This window comes from Klebsiella sp. GG_Kp146 (genome assembly GCF_040061975.1).
GTDB classification, from domain to species: domain Bacteria; phylum Pseudomonadota; class Gammaproteobacteria; order Enterobacterales; family Enterobacteriaceae; genus Klebsiella; species Klebsiella quasipneumoniae.
The window spans coordinates 22,834-37,477 of the sequence record NZ_JBEAHA010000004.1 but is presented as its reverse complement, the minus strand read 5'-3'; the positions used below and the strand labels follow the sequence as shown (position 1 = coordinate 37,477).

The window sequence follows — 14,644 nt, the reverse complement described above, 5'->3', positions numbered from 1 at the left end:
TATGTATCTGGGTATCGATCTTGGCACATCGGAAGTCAAAGCGCTGGTCATTGATGAGAACAATCAGGTTATCGCCAGCCATAGCGCGCCGCTGAGCATTCAGCGGCCTCATCCGCACTGGTCAGAACAATCACCGGAGTTATGGTGGGAGGCGACGGAGTATCTGATGGCCACGCTGCGGGAAAAATGCGCCCAGCACTGGCCGGCCGTCAAGGCGATTGGCCTCTCCGGACAGATGCACGGCGCGGTGTTGCTGGATGAAAAGGGGGAGACGATCCGTCCGGCCATTCTGTGGAACGACACCCGCTGCGCCGCAGAGTGCGCGGAGCTGGAGGAGATGGCGCCGGAGCTGCATCAGGTGGCGGGCAACCTGGCGATGCCCGGCTTTACCGCGCCGAAGCTGCTGTGGGTGCGTCGTCACGAGCCGCAAAACTTTCAGCGCACCGCCACGGTGCTGCTGCCGAAGGATTATCTGCGCTACCGGATGACCGGGAAGAAAGTCTCCGATATGTCGGACGCCGCCGGGACGCTGTGGCTGGACGTGGCTAAGCGCGACTGGTCCGATGCGCTGCTGGACAAGTGCGGTCTGTCGCGCAGCCAGATGCCGACGCTGGTGGAAGGCTGCGAGGTTTCCGCCACCCTTGATCCGAAAGTGGCCGAACGCTGGGGGCTGAACGCCTCGGTGGTGGTGGCCGGGGGCGGCGGCGATAACGCGGTCAGCGCCATTGGCGTTGGGGCGGTTTCACCGGGGGATGCGTTTATTTCGCTCGGTACCTCCGGGGTGCTGTTTGTGGTGACCGACGCCTATCGTCCGGCGCCGCAGTCGGCGGTCCATGCGTTTTGTCACGTTCTGCCGAACCTGTGGCATCAGATGAGCGTGATGCTCAGCGCCGCCAGCTGTTTGCAGTGGTTCTGCCGCCTGACCGGCACCACGGAGGTGGCGCTGCTGGCGGAGATTGCCGAGCTAAGCGAGGAGGAGAAGGCCAACGCGCCGTTCTTCCTGCCCTATCTCTCCGGGGAACGTACCCCGCATAACGATCCTGACGCCCGCGGCATGTTCTGGGGTATGACCCACTCCAGCCTGCGCGCCCAGCTCGGCTACGCCGTGCTGGAGGGGGTGAGCTTTGGCATCAACGACGGCCTGCAGGTATTGAAAGAGAGCGGGACGCCGATCGCGCAGTGCTCGCTGGTGGGCGGTGGCGCCCGCAGTCCGTTCTGGGCCCAGCTGCTGGCCGATATTCTCGCTATGCCGGTGGTGACCCACAAAGGCGGAGAGACCGGCGGCGCGCTGGGCGCGGCGCGGCTGGCCTGCCTGGCGGCGGGCAAACCGGTTGCCGCGGTATGTGAAAAACCGGAAGTCTGGCAGACCTGGCGTGCGGATCCCGTTCGCCACCACACCCTGATGCAACGCTACGCGCAGTTTAAGGCCCTGTATTTAAACGATCTGCACTATCGGCAGCATTAATTTTTATCACCATAACCGCGCCGGCGAACTGACCGGAGCGGCCTCCTGTACCCTGAAAACGAGGTCATTATGTCTATCAATAATAAACAGTGGCTCGGTTTACCCCTGAACCTGCTCTGGGGATACATCGCCATTGCCGTATTTATGACCGGCGACGGTTTTGAATTAGCCTTTCTCTCGCACTATATCAAAGCGCTCGGATTCTCCCCGGCGGAGGCCTCCTTTGCCTTTACCCTCTACGGCCTGGCCGCCGCGCTGTCGGCATGGATCTCCGGCGTGGTGGCGGAAATTATTACGCCGCTGAAAACCATGATGATTGGCTTCGTGCTGTGGTGCGTATTCCACGTGCTGTTCCTCGTTTTCGGCCTCGGTCACGCCAACTATGCGCTGATCCTGGTTTTCTACGGCATTCGCGGCTTCGCGTATCCGCTATTCCTTTACTCGTTTATCGTGGCGATTGTCCATAACGTCAAAAGCGACAACGCCAGCTCGGCCATCGGCTGGTTCTGGGCGGTCTATTCCATCGGCATCGGCGTCTTCGGCAGCTATATTCCGAGCTTTACCATCCCGCATATCGGCGAGCTGGGGACATTGTGGCTGGCGCTCGCTTTCTGCGTCACCGGCGGCATCATTGCGCTGGCTTCCCTGCGCCATATTAAAACGCCGCACCATATGCAGAATCTGACCACCCGCGAGAAGTTTGCCGAACTGGGCCGCGCGGCGACGCTGCTCTATACCAACCGCAATATTCTGCTGTCGAGCATGGTGCGAATTATCAATACCCTCTCGCTGTTCGGTTTTGCGGTGATTATGCCGATGATGTTCGTCGATGAGCTGGGCTTTAGCACCTCGGAATGGCTGCAGGTGTGGGCGGTCTTCTTCTTCACCACCATTTTCTCTAACGTGCTGTGGGGCATTCTGGGGGAAAAACTGGGCTGGATGAAGGTGGTGCGCTGGTTTGGCTGCATCGGGATGGCGCTCTCCAGCCTGGCGTTTTACTACATCCCTCAGCACTTCGGCCACAGCTTTGCGATGGCGCTGATCCCGGCCATCGCCTTGGGGATCTTTGTCGCCGCCTTCGTGCCGCTGGCCGCCGTGTTCCCGGCGCTGGAGCCGAAGCACAAAGGCGCGGCGATTTCGGTGTATAACCTGTCGGCGGGGATGTCGAACTTTCTCGCCCCGGCGATCGCCGTGGTGCTGCTGCCGTTCTTCAGCACCATTGGGGTCGTCATCGCCTATACCGCATTGTACGTGGTGGCCTTTTTCCTCTGCGCGTTTATCCGCGTCGAGCAGCCGGGATTTTCCCACAAGGAAGCGACTGCCAGCGAGCAGGTGGAGTTCTCTTAAGGTGATACGGCTGGCGTGCCAGGCATGCCAGCCTTAATGAGGTGAATGATGAGTATTCAGGCAGTGATTTTTGACATGGATGGCGTGATTATTGATTCCGAAAGCCTGTGGCGGCAGGCGCAAATCGACGCCCTCGCGCAGTGGGGGGCAATGGCGAGCGTCGAGGAGTGTGAAACGCTGACCAAAGGCAAACGCCTCGACGAAATTGCGCGCACCTGGTGCCGCCATTGCCAGCTTGAGCTTGTTCCGCAGCGGCTTGAAGCCGCGATATTGCAGCGTATTACCGGCCTGATCGCCGCCGAAGGCGAGCCGATGCGCGGGGTGCATGAGGCGTTACGCTATTTTCGCCATGCCGGTTATAACATTGCGCTCGCCACCTCCTCGTCCCGCCAGGTTATCGCCGCCGTGCTGAACAAGCTCTCGCTGTGGCACTATTTTGACGTGATCTCCAGCGCGGATGATGAAGCGCAGGGCAAGCCGCATCCGGCGGTGTATCTGACGACGTTGGATAAGCTTAATCTCGACGCCAGCCGGTGCATGGTGATCGAAGACAGCTTCAACGGCTTTTGTGCGGCTCAGGCCGCGGCTATTCCTACGGTGGTGATTGCCGAAGATAGCCAGCACGCGCGTTTTCAGGCCGCCGTGGGCCGCTATCAAACCTTACCTGAACTGCTGGAAGCGCTTACCGCCGAGCCAGAGGCGGTCGCATAACTCACGCTTTCGTGAGCGCAGAAAATCCCGGGATGTACACGGTCGGTCACTCTCTCTTCTGCGCTCACGCCCTTTTTTCTCCATGCCGATCCGCCTCACATTTCACTCATCTTTTGTGAAAACAGTCACGTCTTGTTGTGCCAATGCCCAAATTTATTGCCTTGCTTAGCGGTGTTTGTCCGAGGCACTGCTACGTAATTGTGCTTAGATTAGATATTGAAACGTATTTTCAATAATGTGGAACCGCTTTGCCGATTTGCTTCTATCGATCGGATTTGGCCGTGATAAGGATTGAGCATGAAAATTGAATCTGTGAATGTCACCGTTTTCCAGTATCCCACACGTCGGGTTTCCGACAGCGCCGGTCACTCCCATCCGGGGGCTGAAAGCATGGCCAAAATGGCGATGCTGACCATCACCGCTGATGATGGGGCGCAGGGTTTTTCGTTTGCGCCTCCGGAAGTCGTGCGCCCGTTCGTGGTGAATACTTTTTTCCGCAAAGTGCTGGTGGGGCAGGACCCGTTTAACCGCGAGCGTATCTGGCAGGATCTTAACCACTGGCAGCGCGGTAGTGCACATCAGCTAACGGAGCGCGCGCTGTCGTTTATTGAACAGGCGCTGTGGGATCTGATAGGCCGCAGCCTTAAGATGCCGGTTTACAAGCTGCTCGGCGGCTATCGCGACACCGTCCCGGCTTACGGCAGCACGATGTGCGGCGACGATCTGCCGGGTGGTCTGTCGACCCCGGAGGAGTATGCCGCCTTTGCCGAAAAGCTGGTCGCCCGCGGCTACAAGGCCATCAAGCTGCACACCTGGATGCCGCCAATCTCTTTTGCGCCCAATCCCAAAATGGATATTAAAGCCTGCGCGGCGGTGCGCGAAGCGGTAGGGCCGGATATTGACCTGATGATTGATGGCTATCACTGGTACAGCCGCGCCGAGGCGCTGTGGATCGGCAAAGAGCTGGAAAAACTCAATTTCGCCTGGTTTGAAGAGCCGATGGAGGAGGATTCGATGTCCTCCTACGCGTGGCTGGCGGAAAACCTGTCGATCCCCATCGTCGGGCCGGAGAGCTTCGGCGGCAAGCACCACATGCGCGCCGAATGGGTGAAAGCCGGAGCCTGCGACATTCTGCGCGCCGGCGCTAACGGCGTGGGCGGTATTACCCCGACCATGAAGGTCGCGGCGCTGGCGGAATCTTTCGGCATGGATTGCGAAGTCCACGGCAACGGCGCGGCAAGCCTGGCGGTGGTCGGCGCGATCCGCAACTGCCGCTGGTACGAGCGCGGCCTGCTGCATCCGTTCCTCGACTACGATGAACCGGCGGCTTATCTCAATAGCATTGTTGACCCGATGGATGACCAGGGATTTGTGCATTTGTCACAACGTCCGGGCCTCGGCGAAGACATTAATTTTGCGTATATCGAAGCCAATACCGTTAGCCACGACTGATTCAAAAAAATAAATGCCCGATGGCGCTGCGCTTATCGGGTCTGCGGCCCGGTAGGCCGGATAAGGCGAAAATGCCGCCATCCGGCAACATGTACCCTACAGTACAGGCAAACAGAGATATGAAAAAAAACTCCCTACTGGCAGCGTGCTTATTCACGCTCGCCGTGTCGATGGGAAGCGGGGCGGCGGTGGCGAAAACGCCGCCCGATCAGCTTATCATCGGCATGAATATGAATAACCTGCTCACCCTTGACCCGGCGGCGATGACCGGTAACGAAGTGGTGGGAATCGTGGTCAACCTCTACGACTCGCTGGTAGAGCTTGACCCTGAACAGCTCACCGACGTTAGGCCCGCGCTGGCGAAATCCTGGGATATCAGCCCCGACGGCAAAACCCTGACCTTTCATCTGCGCGACGACGTTAAGTTTCACTCCGGCAACCCGCTGACCGCCGCTGACGTGGTGTGGTCAATGCGGCGCATCCTGCACCTCAACCTGGCTCAGGCCTCGGTATGGAAATCCTATGGCTTCAGTAAGAAAAATATCGACAGCCAGGTCAGCGCGCCGGACCGCTTCACGGTGCAAATCGAGTTACCCAAAGATAACGATCCGCAGCTGGTGATTTACTCGCTGGCGGCGCTGGGCAACCTCGGGGTGCTGGACAGTAAAACGGTGCAAAGCCACCAGCAGGATGACGACTGGGGTAACCGCTGGCTGACCACCCATGAAGCCGGTTCCGGGCCGTTTACGCTGGAAACCTGGCAGGCAAAAGATGTGCTGCGCATGAAGCGCAATCCTGACTACTGGCGCGGCGAGGCGAAAATGAGCCGCGTGGTGCTGCGCCATTTCCAGGAGTCGCAAACCCTGCGTCTGATGATCGAAAAAGGCGACCTCGATATTGCCAACAATATGGCGGTTTCCGATATTAACGCCCTGCGCAGCGACCCGCAGCTGACCGTCGATGCGGTGCAGCGCGGCACCATGTACTACGTGGCGATGAGCATGAAAGAGGCGCACTTCGCCCAACCGAAAGTGCGCGAAGCGGTGCGCTATCTGATTGATTACCAGGGTATCAATAAAGCGCTGATGCCGGGCTACGGCGTGCTGCACCAGCGACCGATTAAGGCGGGCATGCCGTCTACGCTGCCTGACCCTGGCTATAAGCTGGACGTGGCGCGGGCGAAAAAGCTGCTGGCGGAAGCGGGTTATCCCAACGGCTTTGATACCACGCTGCGGGTCCTCTCCGATCAGCCATTTCTTAACATCGCTATCGCCGTGCAGTCGACGCTGATGCAGGCGGGGATTAACGCCAAAATCATCACCGGCACCGGTAACCAGATCTACGGCGCGATGCGCGAGCGTAAATTTGACCTGCTGGTGGGACGCGGCGGCAGCGGAATGGAGCCGCATCCGCACTCCAGCCTGCGCGCGCTGGTCTATAACCCGGATAACAGCGATGAGGCGCGTCTGACCAACTTTCAGGGCTGGCGTACCGGTTTTTACGACCCGCAGCTCAATACGATGATTGACCAGGCCCTGCTGGAACGCGATCCGCAAAAACAGGTGGCTGACTACCAGGCCATCCAGGCGCGCTACGACCAGCTGGTTCCGGCTTTAATTCCGCTTTCGCAGATGGTCGATTCCGTGGTGGTGCGCAACGAGGTACGAGAGTATCAGCCGCACCCCTCCGCCACCACTTTTCTGCGTGACGTCTATAAAGTCCGCGAAGGAGAGAAAGGATGAGTACCGCAATCCTTGCGCCCTGCTCACGCGGCCGGCGCTTATCCAAACGGCTGCTGCAGGTGGTGATTACGCTGTTCGGCCTGCTGCTGCTGACCTTTACCATTGGCCGCGTCATGCCTATCGACCCGGTGCTGGCGATCGTCGGTCCGGATGCTGACCAGAGTACCTATCAGCAGGTTTACCAGCAGCTGGGGTTTGATAAATCGCTGGCCACCCAGTTTGGCATCTATTTCGTCAACCTGCTGCACGGCGATCTGGGCAATGCGCTGCTGACCGGGAAACCGGTGGTGGACGATATTATCCGCGTCTTCCCGGCCACCATGGAGCTGGCGACGATGGCGATTCTCGTCGGCGCGGGTCTCGGAATTCCGCTGGGCGTGCTGGCGGCGGCGCGACGCAATAGCTTCTCCGATTATGTGGTACGCATTATCAGCCTGGCGGGCTACTCGACGCCGATTTTCTGGGTCGGAATGATGGGGCTGCTGGTTTTCTATGCCTGGCTCGGCTGGGTGGGCGGCGCCGGGCGGGTAGACCTCGGTCTGGACGGCATTGTGCCGCGCCGTACCGGCCTGATGACCGTTGATGCGCTGCTGGCAGGAAACGGACAGGTGTTCTGGAACGCCATTAATCATCTGATTCTTCCCGCCTCGCTGCTGGGTTTTCACTCGCTGGCTTATATCAGCCGTATGACCCGCAGCTTTATGCTGGCCCAGCTGTCGCAGGAGTTCATTATTACCGCGAGGGTGAAAGGGCTGACCGAGCGTCAGGTTATCTGGAACCATGCGTTTCGTAACATCCTCGTGCAGCTGCTGACGGTGGTGGCGCTGGCCTACGGCGCGCTGCTGGAAGGCGCGGTGCTGATTGAAACCGTCTTCTCATGGCCGGGTTTCGGCTCCTATCTTACCGGTAGCCTGCTGCTGGGCGATATGAATGCGGTGATGGGCTGCGTGCTGCTGGTGGGAGTGATCTTCGTGATGCTCAACCTGCTCTCCGACATGCTGTATCAATTCTTTGACCCGAGGACAAAATCATGACCGTTTCTCTGGATTCGCCGCTTTCGGGCGGTGCGGGCGAAGGCCGTCAGCGGCTGCAACGCGCGGCGGCGCGGGCCGTCGGGTTTATCGGCAAAATGGCGCGCAACCCGCTAACGGCCATCGGCGGAGGAATTATCTTTCTGCTGCTGGTGGTGGCGATTTTCGCGCCGCTGATTGCGCCTTATAACCCGCTGGTGCAGGACCTGAACAGCGCGCTGGTCGCGCCGAATGCGCAGCACTGGTTCGGCACCGATGAGTTTGGCCGGGATATCTTTAGTCGCCTGGTGTACGGCTCGCGCATCACGCTCTATATCGTGCTGCTGGTCTCGGTGACCGTCGGTCCGCTCGGGCTGCTGCTGGGCGTCAGCGCCGGCTATTTCGGCGGTAAAGTCGATATGGTGCTGATGCGCGTCACCGATATTTTCATCTCCTTCCCGAGTCTGGTTCTGGCGCTGGCGTTTGTCGCCGCCTTAGGGCCGGGGCTGGAGCATGTGGTTATCGCCATCACGCTTACCGCCTGGCCGCCGATAGCCCGTCTGGCGCGCGCCGAAACGCTCTCTCTGCGCCAGGCCGATTTTATCTCCGCCGTGCGTCTGCAGGGCGCTTCATCGTCCCGCGTCCTCTGGCGCCATATCGTGCCGCTGTGTCTGCCCTCGGTCATTATCCGTATCACCATGAATATGGCCGGGATCATTCTGACCGCGGCCGGTCTCGGCTTTCTCGGGCTCGGCGCGCAGCCGCCGGAGCCGGAGTGGGGAGCGATGATCTCCAGCGGGCGCACTTATATGATGGAGTGCTGGTGGGTCGTAACAATTCCGGGGCTGGCGATTCTGATCAACAGCTTAGCGTTCAACTTCTTAGGAGATGGCCTACGTGACATCCTCGATCCCCGCAGTGAATAATGCTCCGCTGCTCGACGTGCGCGATCTGTGCGTCGACTTTGTTAACGGCAGCGCAGTGACCCATGCCGTGCGCGGCGTCTCCTTCCAGCTGGGGCGCGAAAAGCTGGCGATTGTCGGCGAGTCCGGTTCGGGTAAGTCCACCGTTGGGCGCGCGCTGCTGCAGCTGCATCCGAAAAAGGCCCGCGTCAGCGCCAGCCGCATGCAGTTTGCCGACCTCGATCTGCAGCATCTTAGCGAAGCGCAGATGCGCGGCGTACGCGGCAAACGTATCTCTATGATTATGCAGGACCCGAAATATTCGCTTAATCCGGTGGTCTGCGTGGGTAAGCAAATCGCCGAGGCCTGGCTTACTCATCATCCCGGGCGCAAAGATGAGGCGAAAGCCAGGGCGCTGGAGATGCTGGAGGTAGTGCGTATTCGCCAGCCGGAGCGCGTTTATCAGCTTTATCCGCATGAAATATCCGGCGGACAGGGGCAGCGCATCATGATCGCCATGATGCTGATTACCGACCCGGAACTGATCATTGCCGATGAGCCCACCTCCGCGCTGGATGTGTCGGTGCGCCTGCAGGTGCTGGGCCTGCTGGATGACCTGGTTCAGTCGCGCGGGCTGGGGCTGATTTTTATCAGCCACGATATCAACCTGGTGCGCAGCTTCTGCGACCGCGTACTGGTGATGTACGCCGGACGGGTAGTGGAGTCCATTGCTGCTAAAGATCTCGATAACGCCCGTCATCCCTATACTCAGGGATTGATTAACTCGCTGCCGGATATGCAGCATCGTCGCCCGATACTGCCGGTGCTGCAGCGTCAGGCCAGCTGGTTAACGGAATAAGGAGCGGATGATGATTGAAGTTCAACATCTCAACCTCGCGTTTGGCGAGGGGGAGAAGCGTAACCAGGTGCTGTATGACGTCAGTTTCCACGTTAAGCCCGGCGAGATCTACGGTCTGGTAGGCGAGTCCGGCTCCGGTAAAACGACGGTGCTCAAGTGCCTGGCGGGGCTGTTTACCCACTGGCAGGGGGCGCTGGCCATCGATGGTCAGCGCTTAGGGCATGAAATTAGCCGCAGGCGCTGCCGTCAGGTGCAAATGGTATTTCAGGACCCCTACGGATCGCTGCATCCTCGTCACTCCATTGGCGATATCCTCGAAGAGCCGCTGCAGATCCATCGTATCAACGACCGCGACCGGCGGATCAATGCGCTGCTGGACAAAGTTGGCCTCAACCGTGCCTTTCGCGAGCGCTATCCGCATCAGCTCTCCGGCGGGCAGCGGCAGCGCGTGGCGATAGCCAGAGCGCTGATTCTTGAGCCTCAGGTACTGCTGCTGGATGAGCCGACGTCGGCGCTGGATGTGTCGGTGCAGGCGGAGATCCTCAATCTGCTGGCAGAATTGCAGCAGGAGGCTAAGCTCACTTACCTGATGGTTACCCACGATCTCGGGGTTATTGCCCATTTATGCCAGACCGTGGCGGTGATGCAGTACGGGAAGATCCTTGAAACCCTGACGGTCGATGCGCTGGTCAGCGGCGAGGCGCGGACGGCCTATACGCAGATGCTGGTCAACGCCAGTCGGCAATATACGCGCGAAATGGCGCGCGAGGTGGCGGCATACTAAGCTTTATGGCGCATTGTCACGTGGGAAATGCGCCCATTTTATAGATAAAACTTTGAAACGATATGTAGTTATAGTTATAAATATCGTCTATTAATGTAAATGTGGTATTTAGATCTAAAATGAAAGTATCTGTTGTGTGAATGCATCTTTTACGAATTATAACTTGTATTTATTATTTTTTTTGAAATAAATACCCATTTCAATTCGAAGTACAAAATATTCCGTTCTGTAAATTCATTTAAACCTTGCTAATAACAAGGAAAAACTGCGTATTACGCCTCCAGATCTGCTGAGTAATAGAGTAAACTCGCCTGCGAATAATCTTAATATGTCATCAACGTCATGGCGGATTACCCTATTTATAGTAGGGTACCCCCTGCCGCCCATCCACGTGATTACTATTCTCAGAGAACAGGATGGAAAAAATATATACGATTAATGGAAGAATTGCCTTTTTTCCTCAGCGTAGCGCTCTAATACTTATTGCTGACGAGACGAAAACGGTTTCCTTAAATATGCCGGCCAGCCGCTGTTTATTACTGCTTATTCAGCATGATGGCAATACTGTTGCCCGCGAAACCTTTGTTGAGGAAGTGTGGATAAAGCATGGCGCTCAGGTAACCAGCAACGGTTTTTACCAGAATATTTCCCTGTTACGTCGGGCATTTAAGGAGCTGGGGGTAGACGAGGATATTATTATTACGGTGCCGAGGGTAGGCGTCAGGCTGGATGCAACATTAACGGTTACGGAATCTCAGCCGCGCGATGTAGAGAAGGCACCGACGGCGGAGGAGCCACAAGCGCCCGTTGACGAGCCTGTTCATAAGGAGGTCGCAGCTGCGAGTTTGCCCGAAAAAAAGCGGTTAAGGCCGCGACGCTCTCTTTTGTGGGGGCTTGCGGCGCTGCTGAGTTGTCTGGTTTGTGGATTTGTTGCGTGGCAAACAGAATTCGAATCTTATTTGCAAAGTTATTCGCCCATAATTGCTAAATTTTCGCAACAATGTCACTTCTTTGCCAATAATGACGTAGTTGACCATGTTCGTCATGTCAATTTTATCAAGCGCAGTAAATTTGAATGCGAAGAATATCCATGGATTTATTTGACGCTTTATCCCGGGCAAGCGCGGGTGTCGGTGATTCGCTGCCGTCAGCCATTTAGTCAATGGCGTGATAATCAATGCCTCACCAAATATTACATTAAGGAGGTAGTCAATGCGCCGGCGTGAAATTAAATGGTTAATCGCTATCGTATTTATCGGAGTATTAAGCGGTATGACGATAAAATCCTGGCAATACTGGCAGCGCAATCATTTCCAGTGCAGCGGTGAGATGCGGCTATTAAACTCAGGTTATCAGGGCGATATTTCATTACGCTTCGTATTTGATAGCACCCGTGGGCTGGTGATTGTCCGGGGAGAGATTACGCCGCCGCAGGGTGAATCGTTTACCATCAACCAGAACATCTGGTTTAGCTTTACCCGCGACGGCCAGCACTACTTCCTGCGATCGGAAAGCGTCTCTGTCAGCATCGGCGAAACCGAGCAGGAGAAGCATATTAACAACATCCTGCCCAAGTTTTTCCTGCAGCAGCAGGTGCCGTTTTACCTTAATATTCAGCGGCTCAATCAACGAACCCGGCTGCTGTATACCAGCCGGGCGCCGTCTTTGCTTTGCGAAACCTGATCAACGCAACAGCGGGCAGTCGGGCGGCAGCCGGCAGCGCAGGGCCGCCGGTAACAGCTCCATGCGGAAAGTTTTGCCGGTCAGCGGTTCGCCGTCGAGGTTAAACGTCATCTCATGAGGGGCGGTGATCTCAAACCACGAGGAGACGCCGTCGACAATATTCGGCGAGTTTTCCGGATTCGCCAGGGTGCTGAAGAGGGCAGGGATCAGCTCTTCGCCGGTGAAAATGCGCAGATGCAGCAGGCCATCGTTAATCAACGCCTCCGGACACAGCTGCTGGCCGCCGCCCGCCTGGCGGCCGTTGCCGATGCCGATGACCAGCGCATCGCCCTGCCAGTGAAAGTTCTCTCCGCGGATCTCGCAGCGGTCCGGCTTCAGGGTATCCATGCGCATCAGGCCGTGGATTAAATAAGAGACACCGCCGAGCGCGGCTTTGAGCTTTTCCGGCGTTTCGGTGGTGATCCGGGTGCCGAACCCGCCGGTCGCCATATTAATAAAGCCGGTCTTATCATTAACCCGGGCGATATCTATCGGCACATCGCGGCCGACGATCGCCAGCTTCAGGGCGCTGGCCAGATCCTGCGGAATACCGACGCTGGTGGCGAAGTCGTTGGCCGTGCCCAGCGGTAAAATCCCCAGCGCCATCCTGCTGCCGCGCTCCACCAGCGCCGTCGCCACTTCATTAATGGTGCCGTCGCCGCCGCCGGCGATCACCGTTTCAACGTTCAGCTGCAGGGCTTCATCGATAAACCGCACGGCATCGCCCTTTTCCCAGGTGACGCGGACGTGAATATCGATCCCTTCGTCACGCAACAGGTTAACCGCCTCGCGTAGCTGCGGTTCATTGGCACCTTTGCCGTTAAGGATCAGTAAGCTGGCAGGAAACGTAGACATCATCAAGGGAACCTTTATTGCTCAATGTTGCATAAAGTGTACCGCATGACGCCAGCGAAGACCGGAGGAGAGACAAAAAAATAAGCCCGCGTAAGGGAGATTACGCAGGCTAAGGAGGTGGTTCCTGGTACAACTAGCATTTATGGGTTATGTTTTTCAGCGAAATGGATGATACCTGTTTCGATCGAAACGGTATGTGATCCGATTCTAATATCCTTACATCGTGAAAAAATAACGCAAATTAACTAGTTACCGTGCGGATTTCTGGTTGTCTGACCAGTAAAGTTGCGCATCAGCAGCGCATACTGCAGCGGCAGGTCATCCGGCACAGGCAACCATACGGTATAGCCGTCGCCCGGGGCCACTGGCATGGCTTCGCCTTTGCCATTTTCCATCTGCTCGAGGGTGAAGTTGACGTTACCCTGCGGGGTCATCAGTTCCAGACTGTCGCCAACGCTGAACTTATTTTTGACCGCCACTGCCGCCAGCGGGCCGTTACGCTCCCCGGTAAATTCGCCGACAAACTGCTGGCGCTCGGAGAGGGAGTAGCCGTACTCGTAGTTCTGATAATCGTCATGGGTATGGCGGCGCAGGAAGCCTTCGGTGTACCCGCGATGGGCCAGCCCTTCCAGCGTTTCCAGCAGGCTGGTATCGAACGGTTTGCCGGCGGCAGCGTCGTCGATCGCCTTGCGGTAAACCTGTGCGGTGCGCGCGCAGTAATAGAAGGATTTGGTGCGGCCTTCGATCTTCAGCGAGTGAACGCCCATCTGGGTCAGACGCTCAACGTGGGCGATAGCCCGCAGATCTTTCGAGTTCATGATGTAGGTGCCGTGCTCGTCCTCGAAGGCGGTCATGTACTCGCCCGGACGTTTGGCTTCCTCGATCATAAAGACTTTATCGGTCGGCGCGCCGATGCCGAGGGTTGGCTCCACGGTCTGCACCGGGATCGGCTCATATTTGTGGACGATGTTGCCGACGTCGTCCTCTTTGCCTTCCGCCACGTTATATTCCCAGCGGCAGGCGTTGGTGCAGGTGCCCTGGTTCGGGTCGCGCTTGTTGATATACCCGGAGAGCAGGCAGCGGCCGGAGTAGGCCATGCACAGCGCGCCGTGGACGAAAATCTCAATTTCCATCTCCGGCACCTGGCGGCGGATCTCCTCGATTTCATCCAGCGACAGTTCACGCGACAGGATCACGCGGGTCAGCCCCATCTGCTGCCAGAATTTGACCGTCGCCCAGTTGACGGCGTTGGCCTGCACCGAAAGATGGATCGGCATATCCGGAAAGTTTTCCCGCACCAGCATGATTAAACCCGGATCGGACATGATCAGCGCGTCCGGACCCATCTCCACCACCGGCTTCAGATCGCGAATAAACGTTTTCAGCTTGGCGTTATGCGGGGCGATGTTGACCACCACATAGAATTTTTTACCCAGCGCGTGGGCTTCATTGATGCCGAGCTGCAGATTTTCGTGATTGAATTCGTTGTTACGCACGCGCAGCGAGTAGCGCGGCTGGCCGGCATAAACGGCATCGGCGCCATAGGCGAAAGCGTAACGCATATTCTTCAGCGTTCCCGCCGGGGAAAGGAGTTCTGGTTTAAACATGGTGTTCTCGTTCTGATGACAGGTCAGATTCGCCGCACCCGGTACGGCGAGTTGGGGGAGTGTCCCCACATTAAGGGCGGGCATTGTAGCGCCGCGGCGAAGGGGAGTAAATATCAGATGGGTATCTTTCAGCATGGCTAATTTGTTTGCCATTTTGAACCTGGGCAGTGCTCGTACTGACAGCACTA

13 protein-coding genes are annotated in these 14,644 nt (G+C 57.4%); 11 read left to right on the top strand and 2 right to left on the bottom strand.

The window, feature by feature from the left end:
• Position 1 precedes the first annotated feature (1 nt).
• The 11 genes from xylB (at position 2) to ABLU95_RS06175 (ending at position 11,955) form a co-directional block, all read left to right on the top strand.
• A complete protein-coding gene (gene xylB / locus ABLU95_RS06225; RefSeq protein WP_064154335.1) occupies positions 2 to 1,465 on the top strand; it encodes a xylulokinase in 1,464 nt (487 codons plus the stop codon).
• A gap of 69 nt (positions 1,466 to 1,534) precedes the next feature.
• Positions 1,535 to 2,812, top strand: a complete 1,278-nt coding sequence (gene dalT, locus ABLU95_RS06220) for a D-arabinitol transporter (RefSeq protein ID WP_348879063.1) — start codon at positions 1,535 to 1,537, stop codon at positions 2,810 to 2,812.
• Positions 2,813 to 2,860: 48 nt separating this feature from the next.
• Positions 2,861 to 3,523 (top strand): HAD-IA family hydrolase, encoded by a 663-nt coding sequence (locus tag ABLU95_RS06215; protein ID WP_348879062.1) that lies wholly within the window; start codon positions 2,861 to 2,863, stop codon positions 3,521 to 3,523.
• Positions 3,524 to 3,820: 297 nt separating this feature from the next.
• A complete protein-coding gene (locus tag ABLU95_RS06210) occupies positions 3,821 to 4,975 on the top strand; it encodes a mandelate racemase family protein (RefSeq protein WP_032728516.1) in 1,155 nt (384 codons plus the stop codon).
• Between the two features lie 119 nt (positions 4,976 to 5,094).
• Positions 5,095 to 6,717, top strand: a complete 1,623-nt coding sequence (locus tag ABLU95_RS06205; protein WP_214632607.1) for an ABC transporter substrate-binding protein — start codon at positions 5,095 to 5,097, stop codon at positions 6,715 to 6,717.
• Positions 6,714 to 7,751: an ABC transporter permease gene (locus ABLU95_RS06200; RefSeq protein WP_285199059.1), complete on the top strand. Its 1,038-nt coding sequence runs from the start codon at positions 6,714 to 6,716 to the stop codon at positions 7,749 to 7,751. The genes ABLU95_RS06205 and ABLU95_RS06200 overlap by 4 nt, the downstream gene beginning before the upstream one ends.
• Positions 7,748 to 8,653, top strand: coding sequence for an ABC transporter permease (locus tag ABLU95_RS06195; protein ID WP_004103766.1), 906 nt, complete (start codon positions 7,748 to 7,750; stop codon positions 8,651 to 8,653). Before ABLU95_RS06200 ends, ABLU95_RS06195 begins: the two co-directional genes overlap by 4 nt.
• Entirely contained in the window at positions 8,625 to 9,488 is an 864-nt protein-coding gene (locus ABLU95_RS06190; protein ID WP_004103764.1) for an ABC transporter ATP-binding protein, read from the top strand. The genes ABLU95_RS06195 and ABLU95_RS06190 overlap by 29 nt, the downstream gene beginning before the upstream one ends.
• Positions 9,489 to 9,498: 10 nt before the next feature.
• Positions 9,499 to 10,272 carry an ABC transporter ATP-binding protein gene (locus ABLU95_RS06185; protein ID WP_348879060.1) on the top strand — a complete coding sequence of 258 codons (774 nt, stop codon included), beginning with the start codon at positions 9,499 to 9,501 and terminating at the stop codon, positions 10,270 to 10,272.
• Positions 10,273 to 10,688: 416 nt separating this feature from the next.
• Positions 10,689 to 11,498 (top strand): winged helix-turn-helix domain-containing protein, encoded by an 810-nt coding sequence (locus tag ABLU95_RS06180; RefSeq protein ID WP_348879058.1) that lies wholly within the window; start codon positions 10,689 to 10,691, stop codon positions 11,496 to 11,498.
• Positions 11,485 to 11,955 carry a hypothetical protein gene (locus tag ABLU95_RS06175; protein WP_348879057.1) on the top strand — a complete coding sequence of 157 codons (471 nt, stop codon included), beginning with the start codon at positions 11,485 to 11,487 and terminating at the stop codon, positions 11,953 to 11,955. The genes ABLU95_RS06180 and ABLU95_RS06175 overlap by 14 nt, the downstream gene beginning before the upstream one ends.
• Here the strand turns inward: ABLU95_RS06175 and yegS are convergent, their stop codons facing one another.
• Both yegS and yegQ read right to left on the bottom strand, forming a co-directional pair.
• A complete protein-coding gene (gene yegS / locus ABLU95_RS06170) occupies positions 11,956 to 12,852 on the bottom strand; it encodes a lipid kinase YegS (RefSeq protein ID WP_075202482.1) in 897 nt (298 codons plus the stop codon).
• Between the two features lie 242 nt (positions 12,853 to 13,094).
• Positions 13,095 to 14,456, bottom strand: a complete 1,362-nt coding sequence (yegQ, locus tag ABLU95_RS06165; RefSeq protein WP_032428934.1) for a tRNA 5-hydroxyuridine modification protein YegQ — start codon at positions 14,454 to 14,456, stop codon at positions 13,095 to 13,097.
• Between the last annotated feature and the right edge of the window lie 188 nt (positions 14,457 to 14,644).

What these genes read in the sequence shown, in the direction of transcription:
- xylB (WP_064154335.1), top strand. Translation starts at nt 2, where the DNA reads ATGTATCTGGGTATCGATCTTGGCACATCGGAAGTCAAAGCGCTGGTC.
- dalT (WP_348879063.1), top strand. Translation starts at nt 1,535, where the DNA reads ATGTCTATCAATAATAAACAGTGGCTCGGTTTACCCCTGAACCTGCTC.
- ABLU95_RS06215 (WP_348879062.1), top strand. Translation starts at nt 2,861, where the DNA reads ATGAGTATTCAGGCAGTGATTTTTGACATGGATGGCGTGATTATTGAT.
- ABLU95_RS06210 (WP_032728516.1), top strand. Translation starts at nt 3,821, where the DNA reads ATGAAAATTGAATCTGTGAATGTCACCGTTTTCCAGTATCCCACACGT.
- ABLU95_RS06205 (WP_214632607.1), top strand. Translation starts at nt 5,095, where the DNA reads ATGAAAAAAAACTCCCTACTGGCAGCGTGCTTATTCACGCTCGCCGTG.
- ABLU95_RS06200 (WP_285199059.1), top strand. Translation starts at nt 6,714, where the DNA reads ATGAGTACCGCAATCCTTGCGCCCTGCTCACGCGGCCGGCGCTTATCC.
- ABLU95_RS06195 (WP_004103766.1), top strand. Translation starts at nt 7,748, where the DNA reads ATGACCGTTTCTCTGGATTCGCCGCTTTCGGGCGGTGCGGGCGAAGGC.
- ABLU95_RS06185 (WP_348879060.1), top strand. Translation starts at nt 9,499, where the DNA reads ATGATTGAAGTTCAACATCTCAACCTCGCGTTTGGCGAGGGGGAGAAG.
- ABLU95_RS06180 (WP_348879058.1), top strand. Translation starts at nt 10,689, where the DNA reads ATGGAAAAAATATATACGATTAATGGAAGAATTGCCTTTTTTCCTCAG.
- ABLU95_RS06175 (WP_348879057.1), top strand. Translation starts at nt 11,485, where the DNA reads ATGCGCCGGCGTGAAATTAAATGGTTAATCGCTATCGTATTTATCGGA.
- yegS (WP_075202482.1), bottom strand. Translation starts at nt 12,852, where the DNA reads ATGATGTCTACGTTTCCTGCCAGCTTACTGATCCTTAACGGCAAAGGT.
- yegQ (WP_032428934.1), bottom strand. Translation starts at nt 14,456, where the DNA reads ATGTTTAAACCAGAACTCCTTTCCCCGGCGGGAACGCTGAAGAATATG.